The following is a 13,004-nucleotide window of genomic DNA, read 5'->3' as shown; positions in this document are numbered from 1 at the left end:
GTCTCCCTACCGACCGCCTACCGCCCACCCTCAGTCCCCTACGGCTGCGGGTCGCCTACCGCCCCCTGCGGGTCGGCGACCGCGGCCGATCTTCGCTCGTGGCCGTGCTCGAACGCCGTGGCGTACGCCTGCGGGGACAGCCGGGCGCGGACCTCGGTCACCGTGCGGACGACATCGGGGTCGCCGAGGAGGGCCGTGCCCCGCAGGCCCGCGGCGGCGCCCAGGAGCTCGGCCGCGCGTTCGGGCCGCGGCGCGACGGAGGCCAGGGCGTCGGCCAGATCGGCCAGCGCCAGGACGTCGAACGACTCCAGCGCCGGGGCACGGGCCTGCTCGAACCACTCGCGGGCCGCCTCGACCTGCGCCTCCGCCGCGGCCGTGCGTCCCAGCCCGACGAGGAGCCGTACCGTCTCGCTGGTGCTGAACCAGGTGGCGGTGCACAGCTCCAGGCCGCTCTCGTAGTGCACGCGCGCGCGTGCGGTGTCGCCGGACAGCCGGGCCACGTCCCCGAGGCCCCGCCGCGCGCCGGCCACCTTGTCGGGCACACCCGCCGTGCGGGCCAGCGCCGCGGAGCGGGTGAAGTGCGCGGCCGCCTCCTCGGTGTCACCCGCGTGCAGCAGCACGACCGCGCGGGAGCGCAGCAGGTCCGCGATCTCCTCAGGGGCTTCCAGTTCCCGTACGTACGCCAGCCCCTCGTCGAGCAGTTCCAGCGCGCGCGGGTACGCGCCACGCCCGTCGGCGGACCGGGCCAGCGGGTCGAGGCAGTTCGCCATGCCCCAGCGGTCGCCGGTGATCCGGAAGCCCTCCAGCGAACGGGCGAAGGAGGCCTCCGCGGCGGCCGCGCGGCCCGAGAAGAGCTCCTGGTAGGCCAGGCCGAGGTCGAACAGCGCGTGCCCCCACGGCTCCTCACCGACCTGGACGCGGACGTGTTCGTCCGTGGCGAGCAGGGGGCCGCCGGTGAGCGACCACACGATGACGGTGAACGGCAGCCGCAGCGGCCGGTCGAGGGACCGCATCACGGCCACCGCGCGCGCGACGCGTGCCGCCTCGCCGGGATCGTCGCCGCGCCCGGCGACGGTGTTCATCAGGCAGAGGGCGTACTCCTCGGCGAGCTCGCCGGGCGGCTCGTCGCCGATGGCCGTCAGCAGCGCGCGGGCCTGCGGCAACTGCTCGCCGTACAGCCCACGCAGCCGCCGGAACCAGGTGAGCGACGCCATGAGCCGCAGGGCGGCGGGGGGATCGGTGGCGGTCAGGAAGCCCATGGCCGCGTCCAGGTTGTCGTGCTCGGCGTCCAGCCGGGCCAGCCAGGGGAGCTGGTCCCGGCCACGCAGATACGGTTCCGCGCGCTCGGCCAGCCGCAGGAAGTACCGGGCGTGCGCGTCCCGCAGGGCCTGCTCACCGGTGCGGCCCTCCGCGGCGAACACCCGGATCGTCTCCAGCATGCGGTACCGGCCCTCGGCCGCCGTCGGGCTCTCGGTCACCTCCAGGAAGGACTTCTCCACCAGCGAGGCCAGCAGGTCCTCCGGATACGGCAGCCCGCACACCGTCTCCACCGCGTCCAGCGTGGCACCCCCGGAGAACACCGTGAAGCGGTGGGCCAGTTCCTGCTCCTCCTCGTCCAGCAGATCCCAGCTCCACTCGACGACGGCGCGCAGGGTGCGGTGCCGGGGCACCTTGGAACGGTCACCGCGGGACAGCAGCCGGAACTGGTCGTCCAGGCGGTCGGCCAGCTCGTCCGGGGTGAGCGTGCGCAGCCGTGCGGCCGCCAGCTCGATCGCCAGCGGCAGCCCGTCGAGGGCCGCGCAGACGCCGGGCACACGCGCGTGGCCCTCGAAACCGGGCCGCACGGCACGCGCGCGGTCCAGGAACAGCCGCACCGCGGGGTCCGGTGGCAGCGGCGGCACCGGGACGAGCGTCTCGCCGGTGATCCCGAGCGACTCCCGGCTGGTCGCCAGCACCCGCACCCCGCGGCAGGACGCGAGCAGCAGGGCCGTCAGCCGGGCCGCGTCCTCGACCAGGTGCTCGCAGTTGTCCAGCACCAGGAGCAGCTCCCGGTCCTCCAGCACCGCCGAAAGACGGTCCGCGCCGTCCCCCGCGGGCGTACGGAACCCTTCACGCACCCCGAGGGCCGTGAGCACGGCGTACGGGATCCGCGTCCCGTCGGCGAGCGGCGCGAGCTCGACGAAACACACGTCCTCGCGGGTCCCGGAGGGGGAGGGGCGGGGCCGCGCCTCGGTACGCGCGCGTGCCGCCTCGATCGCCAGCCGGGTCTTGCCGGCGCCGCCCGGCCCGGTGAGCGTGACGAGCCGCGCCTCGGACAGCGCCTCGGCGATACGGGCCAGTTCGCGCTCGCGGCCGATGAAGCGGGTGAGCTGCACGGGTACGGCGGGCCGCCCGGAGCCGCCGCCACGCAGGAGCTCCAGGTGGAGCGCGGTCAGCTCGGGCGACGGGTCGGCGCCCAGCTCGTCGGCGAGGGCACGCCGGGCCTCCTCGAACACCGTGAGCGCCTCGGCGGGCCGCCCACTCGCGTGCAGGGCTCTCATCAGCTGCCCGTACAGCCGTTCGCTCAGCGGGTGCGCGGTCAGCAGGCCCCGCAGCTCGGGCACCAGGTCGGGCCCGCCGCCGAGCCGCAGATCCGCTTCGACGCGGTCCTGCGCGACGCTCAGCCGCAGTTCGTCGAGCCGGGCCCGTTCGGCGTGCGCGTCGGGGAGGTCGGACAGGGCCGGGCCGCGCCAGAGGGCGAGGGCCTCGCGCAGCAGGGTGGCCGCCCGGGGATCGTCTCCGGCGGCGAGGGCGGCCCGCCCCTGCTCGGTCAGCCGCTCGAAGCGGTGCAGGTCGACGGCGTCGGGCGGGGCGGCCAGCCGGTAACCGACGGGAGTGGCCTCGATCTCCGCGTGCGGGGCCAGCCGGCGGCGCAGTCGGGAGACCTGGGACTGGAGCGCGTTGCCCGCCCCGGCGGGCGGCTCGGCGCCGTACAGGCCGTCGGTCAGGCGCTGCACGGAGACGCTACGGCCGGCCTCCAGCGCCAGCAGGCTGAGCAGGGCGCGGGGGCGGGGGCCGCCGGGTTCCACGGGAACGCCGTCGTCGGTGCGGAGATCGAGGGGGCCCAGGATGCCGAAGCGCATTCACCGGAGTCTGGCAGGCGCCGGGACCCCGGACACGGCGATCTTGGACATCACGCTCCCGAATTCCGCGACGTCGGGTGCGCGGTTCGTGGGTACCGGGACCTCTGGGAGCAGGGGTCCCGGATACCGGGTCGTGGGGACAGCAGAAAGCCGGTCCACCCAGGTGGACCGGCTCTATGCAGCGAACCAGCAGTGGCCGCGCGCGTTGGGGGTCCCCCCGGCTCGAGCGAAGTCGAGAGTGGGGGGATATGCGTCAGCGCGAGACCTTGCCGGCCTTGATGCACGAGGTGCAAGCGTTCACGCGCTTCGGCGTCCCGCTCACCACGGTACGGACGCGCTGGATGTTCGGGTTCCAGCGACGGGACGTACGGCGGTGCGAGTGCGAGATGTTGTTGCCGAAGCTCGGCCCCTTGCCACAGACGTCGCAGTTGGCAGCCACGGGTCACTCCAAGACTTCAGATGCACTTACGGATGATCCCGGCATGCCGGGATCAGGATCTAGGATCTGAGTGGCGCTGCCAGGGGGATGGCCCGATGCGGATCGGGCAACCGGAGCAGCATACAACGACTGCGCCGGTGCAACGAAACTACCATGGCTGCTCAGGGCCCTGCCCCCGGCCCCGGTCGGCCCCCCGCTCCCGCCCGGCCCGCTTTCCTGCGGACACCGGCCCGGGGTCTACGCTGCGTGCAGTCCAGCAGCTCAAGGAGGCGCAGGTGGCGCAGGTGCCGCAGACATTCTTCGATGCTCTCGCGGTGCGCACCTGGTGCGGCCTGGCGCTCACCGCGCTGGGCCGGGCCCGCGAGGAGATCGACGCGATCAACGTCTACCCGGTCGCGGACGGGGACACCGGCACCAACCTCTACCTGACCGTCGAGTCCGCGGCGACCGCCGTCGAGGCGGTCTTCGCCGGGTACGAGGCCGGTTCCGGCGCCGGCTCCGCGCCCGCCGGGAAGCCCTCCCTCGCCGACGCCGCGCGCGCGATGGCGCACGGCGCGCTCATCGGGGCCCGCGGGAATTCGGGGACGATCCTCGCGCAGCTGCTGCGCGGCATGGCCCAGGTGCTCACCGCCGAGGGCGAGACCCCGCACACCGACGGCAATGGGCTGCGGCTGGCCCTCCGGCACGCGGCCGACTCCGCCCGCCAGGCCGTCGCCCACCCCGTCGAGGGCACCGTGCTGTCGGTCGCCTCGGCCGCCGCCGACGCGGCGGAGGGAGCCGAGGGGGACTGCGGGACGGTCGCCCGGGCCGCCTACCGGGGGGCCTGCGTGGCGCTCGCCGCGACCCCGGGGCAGCTGGCCGTCCTGGAGCACGCCGGAGTGGTGGACGCGGGCGGGCGGGGGCTGGTCGCGGTCCTCGCCGCGCTGGTGGAGACGTTCACGGGGGAGGTGCCGGGGCTCTCCGGTGCCGTGTCCGCGGCGGCCGCCGCCGCAGCCGCGGCCCACGGGCGCGTGGAAGCCGTGCGGGTGGCGGACCGGGCCGACGCCGGCGCCGGAGCGGACGGCGCAGGCGGCCCCGCTTTCGAGGTGATCTATCTGCTGGAGGCCGAGGACACGGCCGTGGCGCGGCTGCGGGCGCGGCTGGACGCCCTGGGCGACTCGCTGGTCGTGGTCGGCGGCGACGGTCTGTGGAACGTGCACGTGCACGTGGACGACGCGGGCGCCGCCGTGGAGGCGGGCGTCGAGGCGGGCCGGCCCCACCGGATCCGCATCACCCACTTCGGCGCCGACGACGCGCACACGCGCGGGGGCGAGCGCCCGCCGCGTGAGCGCGTCCAGCGGGCGATCGTCGCCGTGGTGCCCGGCGAGGGCCTGGCCGGGCTGTACACCGAGGCGGGCGCGACCACCGTGCTGGCACGCTCCGGGGAGCCGCCCGCAAGCGGAGAGCTCGTCGAGGCCGTACGACGGGCACACGCGCGTGAGGTCGTGCTGCTGCCCAATGACGCCGATCTGCGGCACACCGCCGCCGCGGCCGCCGAGCAGGCCCGCACCGAGGGCATCCGGGTGGCGCTGATCCCCACCCGGTCCGCGGTCCAGGGGATCGCGGCGTTGGCCGTGCACGAGCCGGACCGCCGCTTCGACGAGGACGTCGTCTCCATGACCTCGGCGGCGGGCGCCACCCGCTACGCCGAGGTCACCGTCGCCGAGCGCCAGTCGTGGACCATGGCCGGCATCTGCCAGGCCGGTGACGTCCTCGGGCTGATCGACGGCGACGTGGCCGTCATCGCCTCCGATGTCACGGCCGCCGCCGAGACCGTCCTGAACCGCATGCTGGCGGCGGGCGGCGAACTCGTCACCCTGGTGCTCGGCGACGAGGCCCCCGAGGGTGTCGCCGAGCACCTGGAGGCACGGGTGCGGGAGACGTATCTCGCCGTGGACACGGTGGTGTATCGCGGGGGCCGGCAGGAGGCGTTGGTACTGATCGGGGTGGAGTAGGGGCGAGGGGGCGGAGGGCGAGGGGTCCAGGAGCGGGGGCGAGGGGCGAGCGGTCGGGGAGCCGGGGGCCGAGGGGTCGTTCAACGATCCTCTCGGTCCGGACCCGGACCCGGGTCAGGGGCCGGGTTCTTCGTCCCCGAGGACCGTCAACGGTCCTTCTGTTCCTCCGCCGCCTGCAACAACTGCTCCGCCTCGGCCCGCCGCGCCCGCGCGGTCTCGTCCTCGCCCTCCTCGCCGCCGCCGGTATCGGCGGCCGACGCGTCGTCCCCGGCATCGGCGTAAGCCCGCAGGACCGCACGCGCGCGTGTCGCCGCCGCCGCGGGGCGTCCCAGGTCGGTCTCCAGCCAGCCCGCGGCCAGTTCCGCGCCGGTCCGGGCGTGCACGGCGCCCTCGCCCAGGGCGGCGAACACCGTGACGGCCTCGGCCATCTGGGAGAGCGCCTCGTCCAGGGCGGCCCGGATCGAGTCGTCGTCCGCGTCCTCGGCGGCGGACCGGGCCAGCAGGTCCCCGAACTGGCGGTGGGTGTGACCGAGTTCGGAGACGAGCCGCAGCCGGGCCTCGTCGTCGTCCGCCGAGCCGAACGCGTCCGCGCACTCCGCCACGGCACTCGCCATCAGCTCGCGTGCCGCGTCGGTCCCGTCCTCGGTGCGCAGGGCCAGCCACGCGCGGGCGCGCAGCGAACGGACGAGCCCGTGGACGTTGCCGAGGTCCCGCCACAGTTCGCCCGCGCGCGTGTAGGCCTGGTCCGCCTCGGTGCGCAGACCGGCCTGGCCGAGCGACTCGGCGGCCAGGTGGGCGAGGGTCGCGTGGTCGTGCTGCTCGGGCCAGTGCCGGGCGGTCTCGGCCGCCTGGAGCCGGCGTTCGGCGGCGTCCCGGTGTTCCCCGAGCTCGCTCAGACAGTCACCCAGCCACCACTGCGTCTGGACGACCGCGCCGTCCCCGTGCGTCTCGACGGTCAGCTCCGCCAGCGCGGACTCCAGCACCTCCGCCGCCTCGGCCCAACGGCCCTGCCGCACCAGGAACCCGCCGAGCTGGTGCCGCGCCCACGCGCCCAGCGTGGGGCCCGCGCCCGCCTCGTCCGCCCAGTGCGCCGCCTCCAGGGCGTGCTCCGCGGCCTCCTCGGCCTCCCCCCGGCCCCCGACGACCTCGGCGAGCTGGAGGTACAGCTGGGCCCGTCCGACGGCCTCCAGATACGGTCCGCCGTGCTCCAGGGCCGCCCGCAGGGCCCGCTCCGCCTCCCCCATGTCGCCCAGCTGATGGGCGAGACCGGCCAGCCGGGCCTCGTACTCCACGGCGAACCACGGCAGGCCCGTCTCCAGGAACTCCGCCGCGGCCCGCGCGAACAGCTCGGCGCCGGCCTCCGGGTTCCCGGAGTGCGTCGCCAGCTCCGCGAGCATCGCGTGCCCCTCGGCGACCCGGGCGGCGAGCCGTACGTCGTTCCCCGTCCGCCCGTCGACGAGCGCCAGCAGCTCCCGTACCGCCGCTTCCGCCGCCGCCAGGATCGCCTCGTCGACCACCTCCCCCTCGGCCTCGTGGACGCGCCGCATCAGGATCCGCGCCCGACCCATCAGCACGCCCGCCGCCTGCGGCACCCCCGTGCCGCCCTCGGCGTACAGCGCGAGCACCCGGTCGTACGGGTCGGCGACCGCCGCCAGGGCCTCGTCGATCTCGCCACCCAGGGCACGGACGTACGCCGCACGCGCGCGTGCGGCCAGGGCCTCGCCGGGGTCGCCCGCCCGCGCGTACAGCTCGGCGGCGCGCTCGAACGTGTCGGCGCCCGCCGGGCCGAGACCTATCGCCTCGTGGTCGGCGATCTCCGCGCGGTCACGCGCCTCCAGCTCGACGCCCTCCGCCTCCTCGGCCAGCCGTGCCACCCGTGCCCACGCCTCGACGGCAAGCGGCTGGAGCGTGTCGGACAGGCGCCGGGCCTCGGCGACCAGGACCGTCAGGTCCGGCTCGACGGCCTCCTGAGCCGCAGCCCGGTCCGTGACCCCGGGCGCCGGCGCGGCGGAGGCGGGGCGAGCCGCCCGCACTCCCAGCGGCAGCCGCTCCACCAGGGGCTGTTGTGCCATACGCGCGCGTGCCCGCTCGCCGACGTAGGACGTGCCGTTGCGCTCGTCGAAACGCGCGGCCAGCGCGAGGGCCTGCGCGCGCGCGTGCTCCGCCAGTTCCCCGGCCGTCCACTCCCGCCCGGGCGGCCCGGGCACCCGCTGACCGGCGAGACCCAGCTCGGACAGACGCTCCATGAGCAGCACCACCACGCTCAGGAACTCCAGCCTGCTGTGCGGATGCCCCTCGTCCGTGAAGTACGCCGGCCGCTCCGCGAGCAGCTCCAGGCCCCGCGCCTCGTTGCCGGTCAGCGCGCAGAACTCGACATGGTCGGCGTAGGCGCCCCGCATGCTCTCCATGGACCGCACCAGCCGGAAACCCCGCAGATGGTGGGCGCGGGCCTCCTCCAGGCGGTCGAGCCGCAGCAGCGGCACCAGGGACGAGGCGAGCACGGTGTGCGGTTCGTGCGCGCACGTGTACTCGCCCTCCAGGACCGGCGCCCACAGGGCGAGCGCCTCCGCGTCCCGGCCCCGCTCCGCCCGCCACCAGCCCTGCCCGTGCAGCTCGCACGCGTGACAGTCGGCCATGGTGTCCCGGTCCGCGGCCAACCACGCGCCGAACGCCCGCTCCGCCCGCTCCAGGTCGCCCACGTGCGCGGCCACGCTGAACTCGGCGCTGCGCACCGCCCGCGCGGAGTGCCCGGCGAGCCGGTAGCGGTGTTCCATCTCGCCGAGCCACTTCTCCACCGACGCCAGCGGCACGTGCGGCTGGTCGAGCATGCCGGCCGACACCCACTTGAAGACCCAGTGCAGCGAGTGCGTCTCGTACTCGTCGAAGTCCTCGGGCCGCTCGTCCCACATGCGCAGCAGCCGCGCGAAGGGGACGAACATCTTCGCCTTCTCGGAGCTGTAGTTGTAGACCTTCAGCTGGTGCCCGAGCGCCTCGATCACGGCGAGCGGGATATCGAGCCTCTCGGCCTCCAGCAACAGCTGCTCCGCGCGCGCGTTGCGGGCCGGGCCCTCCGGCTGCTCGCCGTTCTCCGCCATCGCCCGGCGGAGGGAGTCGAAGTCCGTGATCTCACCCATCAGTGACCGCCCTGTTCCTCTGTCGGCTCCCCGGGTGCCGACTCCCCGTGCGTGGCCCATTCCAGGAGGCCTATGAACGCCCGGTTCAGCAGCGCCGAGTCCGCGGGCCGCAGCGGGCGCTGCGCCATCAGCAGCGCCTGCCCGTACAGCGATTCCGTGGCGGTGCTGATCAGCTCGGGATCGTTCAACGAACTGATCCGCCGTATCAGCGGGTTGAGATGATTGAGCACCAGCCGCGCGCGCGGGGCGCTCCCGCGCAGCGAGCCCAGAATGCCCGCCCACAGGTCGTCGGCCTGCGCCTCGGCCTGCGCGCGGGCCTGCTCGTGCCGGACCCCCCGGTCGTCGAGGTGGAGCGCGGGCACCGACAACGGATGGAAGGACCGCAGGACGACGTCACAGCCCAGCGGGTCGAGCGTCGCGCGCGCGGTCGTCAGGAAGCCCGCGAGCGCCGCCTCGTCGGCCGGGGCGACGGCGTCCAGATGGGCGGTCACCGTGTCCGCGTCCAGCTCGGCGACCACCGTCCCCGGCCGCACCGACGGCAGCGCCTCGACCAGCTCGCTGTCGTACGTGTAACCGCCGTTGATCACCCCGATGCCCTGCGCGGACGCGATCGGCGCGACCTGCCGGAACTCCTCCACGGTCCGCGTGAAGTGCACCACCGGGTGCCGCTGCGCGAACTCCTCCAGCGACAGCCGCCCGTCGGTCGTCTCGAAGGGCAGCCACGGCAGCATCGTGCGCAGCATCTCCTCGTCGTGCCGCGCCAGCGACTTCACGCCCAGGTGATGTACCTCCAGGAAGGCCGCCAGCCGCTTCGGATCACCGGCGGCCAGCCCCGTCAGCCACGACCGGATCCGTTCCCCCAGCGCCTCGCGCACCGCGGCCAGCGTCTCGTCCTCGTACAGCGCCTCCCGCGAGGCCGTCGGCCGCAGACTGTCGGTGTCCAGGACACAGCGCACGAAGAACGCCCAGTCGGGCAGCAGCTGTTCGCCCCGCTCGGTCAGCAGCATCCCCTTGAGGTGCACCCGGTGACCGGCGCGCTGCGCCGGACTGACCGCCGACGGCAGCACGTACGCCACCCCCCGCACCCCCGCCACCGGCAGGTCCAGCTCGACCGCGTCCAGCGGCGTGAACCCGAACAGCTCGTGACAGTGCCGGGCCAGCGCCACCCGCCGGTTGGCGGGGGAGGCGTAGGACCGGTCCCAGGGCGCCGGCAGATCGGTGACCGCCTCGTCGCCCACGCGGACGTCGTACGGCAGCAGGGACCCGAAGTCCCGCGCCAGCGCCAGCACCCGCGGTGCGGTGAGCCACTCGCCCGCGCCGGCCCGCGCCACCAGATGCACGGTGGTGCCCGGCTCGGGGCGCTCCTCGTGGGGCAGCGTCCGCACGGTGTAGGAGCCGTCGTCGCGCGCCGTCCACTCCACCGGTGGCGCGTCCGGCGTACGGGCGCTGCGGCTCACCACGCGGATCCGCTCGGCCACCACGAAACAGGCCAGCAGCCCGATGCCGAACTGCCCGAGGAAGTCCGAACGGACGTCCTGGAGCCCCTCGGCACGCTTGGAACTGCGCCCGATCGTCGCCAGCAGGCTGTGCACGTCGGCCTCGGTGAGCCCGACGCCGGAGTCCTCCACCCGCAACCGGCCGTCCGCGGCGAACAGCCGCACCCGCGCCGGGGCGTCGGGCTGCTCGGCCCGCCGGGCGGTGATCGCGTCCACGGCGTTCTGGAGCAGCTCGCGCAGGTAGACCTTGGGACTGGAGTAGAGGTGATGGGAGAGCAGGTCCACCAGACCACGCAGGTCGACCTGAAACGTGTGAGGGGGCTCGGATGCCTGGGATGACGGTGAGGTCTGGGAGTCCATCGCTGCAGCGCCGCGGGCTGGGGGAGGAGCACGGCGCGGGGTCGGGCGGTCCCGGTGGGGCGGTGACCGCGGATGATGGCCGGAGCGCGCCATCCTAGGGCCCGAACGAGCCGCCTGACCAGGGGTTTCGGGACACCTCTACGGCAATGTCAGTGGCGTGGTGTGCAATGGATCTCGTGCCCGCACTGAAAGAACCACTGGAACAGCCACTGAAGTCAGTGCTCGGCCCCGCCACCGCGAAGGTGATGGCCGAGCACCTCGGCCTGCACACCGTCGGCGACCTCCTGCACCACTACCCCCGCAGATACGAGGAGCGCGGCCAGCTCACCCACCTCGCTGACCTCCCCATGGACGAGCACGTCACCGTGGTCGCCCAGGTCGCCGACGCCCGTCTGCACAGCTTCGCCTCGGCCAAGGCCCCCCGGGGCAAGGGCCAGCGCCTCGAAGTGACGATCACCGACGGCAGCGGGCGGCTCCAGCTGGTCTTCTTCGGAAGCGGCGTCCACAAGCCCCACAAGGACCTGCTGCCGGGCACGCGCGCGATGTTCTCCGGCAAGGTCTCGGTCTTCAACCGCCGTCTCCAGCTGAACCATCCGGCCTACGAACTGCTGCGGGCCGACACCGACGAATCGGTCGAGACCTGGGCCGGGGCCCTCATCCCGCTCTACCCCGCCACCGCGAAACTGGAGTCCTGGAAGATCGGCAAGGCGATCCAGACCGTCCTGCCCGCCGCGCAGGAGGCGCTCGACCCCCTCCCGGACGCGCTGCGGGACGGCCGTGGCCTGGTCTCCCTCCCCGAAGCCCTCCTGAAGATCCACCGCCCGCACACCAAGGCGGACATCGCCGACGCCCGCGCCCGCCTGAAGTGGGACGAGGCGTTCGTCCTCCAGGTCGCCCTCGCCCGCCGCCGCCACGCCGACGGCCAACTCCCGGCCGTACCCCGCGTGCCCGCCGCCGACGGCCTGCTGACCTCCTTCGACGCCCGTCTGCCCTTCACCCTCACCGAGGGCCAGCAGAAGGTCTCCAAGGAGATCTTCGACGACCTGGCGACGGACCATCCGATGCACCGGCTGCTCCAGGGCGAGGTCGGTTCGGGCAAGACCCTGGTCGCGCTGCGGGCCATGCTCGCCGTGGTCGACGCGGGCGGCCAGGCCGCCATGCTCGCCCCCACCGAGGTCCTCGCCCAGCAGCACCACCGCTCCGTCGTCGAGATGATGGGCGAGCTGGCCGAAGGCGGGATGCTGGGCGGGTCCGAGCGGGCCACCAAGGTCGTGGTGCTGACCGGGTCCATGGGCACGGCGGCCCGCAGGCAGGCGCTGCTGGACATCGTCACCGGAGAGGCCGGCATCGTGATCGGCACGCACGCGCTGATCGAGGACAAGGTCAAGTTTCACGACCTCGGCCTCGTGGTGGTCGACGAACAGCACCGCTTCGGCGTGGAGCAGCGCGACGCCCTGCGCGGCAAGGGCAGACAACCGCCGCACCTGCTCGTCATGACGGCCACACCCATCCCGCGCACGGTCGCCATGACCGTCTTCGGCGACCTGGAGACCTCCGTCCTCGACCAGCTCCCGGCGGGCCGCTCGCCCATCGCCAGCCATGTCGTCCCGGCCGCCGACAAACCGCACTTCCTGGCCCGCGCCTGGGAGCGGGTCCGCGAGGAGGTCGGCAACGGCCACCAGGCGTACGTCGTCTGTCCGCGCATCGGCGACGACGTGGAGGAGTCGGCCGACGCGAAGAAGGCCGGCAGGGCCAAGAAGAAGTCCCCCGAGGACGAGGCCGAGAAGCGGCCGCCGCTCGCCGTCCTGGACGTCGCCGACCGGCTTGCCAAGGGCCCTTTGCAGGGCCTCGGGGTGGAAGTCCTGCACGGCCGCATGCCCGCCGACGACAAGGACGCCGTCATGCGCCGCTTCGCCGCGGGCGACACCGACGTCCTGGTCGCCACGACCGTCATCGAGGTCGGGGTGAACGTCCCGAACGCCACCGCGATGGTGATCATGGACGCCGACCGTTTCGGCGTCTCCCAGCTGCACCAGCTGCGCGGTCGCGTCGGCCGGGGCTCGGCGCCCGGTCTGTGCCTCCTGGTCTCCGAGATGCCGGAGGCGAGCGCGGCCCGCCGCCGACTCGACTCCGTCGCCGCCACCCTCGACGGCTTCGAGCTCTCCCGGATCGACCTCGAACAGCGTCGTGAGGGCGATGTCCTGGGCCAGGCCCAGTCCGGCGCCCGCAGCAGTCTGCGCGTACTCGCCGTCATCGAGGACGAGCAGGTCATCGCGGAGGCACGCGAGGAGGCGACCCGGCTGGTCGCCGCCGACCCGGAACTGGAGACCCTGCCCGGCCTGCGCACCGCGCTGGACGCCCTCCTGGACGAAGAACGGGAGCAGTACCTGGACAAGGGCTGAGCACGGCCGCCCCGGACGCGGGCGGCCGGGGCGGCGAGAAGCCAAGAGGCCCCTTCG

The 13,004-nt window shown here is 74.3% G+C and carries 6 protein-coding genes; 2 read left to right on the top strand and 4 right to left on the bottom strand.

All coding sequences use genetic code 11. The features are described 5' to 3' along the window. Positions 1-38: 38 nt before the first annotated feature. Complete coding sequence (locus OG440_RS10405; protein ID WP_406006565.1) at positions 39-3,122, bottom strand: ATP-binding protein; 3,084 nt, start codon at positions 3,120-3,122, stop codon at positions 39-41. A 253-nt stretch (positions 3,123-3,375) separates the two neighbouring features. Continuing rightward, positions 3,376-3,561, bottom strand: coding sequence for a 50S ribosomal protein L28 (gene rpmB, locus OG440_RS10400; protein WP_328678677.1), 186 nt, complete (start codon positions 3,559-3,561; stop codon positions 3,376-3,378). Positions 3,562-3,836: 275 nt separating this feature from the next. On the opposite strand from rpmB, the gene OG440_RS10395 reads away from it, so the two are divergent. Continuing rightward, on the top strand, positions 3,837-5,555 hold the full coding sequence (locus tag OG440_RS10395) for a DAK2 domain-containing protein (protein WP_406006564.1): 1,719 nt from the start codon (positions 3,837-3,839) through the stop codon (positions 5,553-5,555). A 146-nt stretch (positions 5,556-5,701) separates the two neighbouring features. Here OG440_RS10395 and OG440_RS10390 read toward each other — a convergent pair whose 3' ends face one another. Then, positions 5,702-8,689, bottom strand: a complete 2,988-nt coding sequence (locus OG440_RS10390; protein WP_406006563.1) for a tetratricopeptide repeat protein — start codon at positions 8,687-8,689, stop codon at positions 5,702-5,704. After that, positions 8,689-10,545, bottom strand: a complete 1,857-nt coding sequence (locus tag OG440_RS10385; RefSeq protein WP_406006562.1) for an HSP90 family protein — start codon at positions 10,543-10,545, stop codon at positions 8,689-8,691. The genes OG440_RS10390 and OG440_RS10385 overlap by 1 nt, the downstream gene beginning before the upstream one ends. A gap of 167 nt (positions 10,546-10,712) precedes the next feature. On the opposite strand from OG440_RS10385, the gene recG reads away from it, so the two are divergent. Beyond that, complete coding sequence (recG, locus tag OG440_RS10380) at positions 10,713-12,947, top strand: ATP-dependent DNA helicase RecG (protein WP_406006561.1); 2,235 nt, start codon at positions 10,713-10,715, stop codon at positions 12,945-12,947. Positions 12,948-13,004: the final 57 nt, after the last annotated feature.

This window comes from Streptomyces sp. NBC_00637 (genome assembly GCF_045161545.1).
Taxonomy (GTDB): domain Bacteria; phylum Actinomycetota; class Actinomycetes; order Streptomycetales; family Streptomycetaceae; genus Streptomyces.
The sequence above is the reverse complement of the archived record's forward strand: the minus strand, read 5'-3'. Positions and strand labels throughout refer to the sequence as shown.

Excerpts from the sequence above, each read along its gene's own strand:
- OG440_RS10405 (WP_406006565.1), bottom strand. The coding sequence starts at position 3,122 with ATGCGCTTCGGCATCCTGGGCCCCCTCGATCTCCGCACCGACGACGGC.
- OG440_RS10385 (WP_406006562.1), bottom strand. The coding sequence starts at position 10,545 with ATGGACTCCCAGACCTCACCGTCATCCCAGGCATCCGAGCCCCCTCAC.
- OG440_RS10390 (WP_406006563.1), bottom strand. The coding sequence starts at position 8,689 with ATGGGTGAGATCACGGACTTCGACTCCCTCCGCCGGGCGATGGCGGAG.
- recG (WP_406006561.1), top strand. The coding sequence starts at position 10,713 with ATGGATCTCGTGCCCGCACTGAAAGAACCACTGGAACAGCCACTGAAG.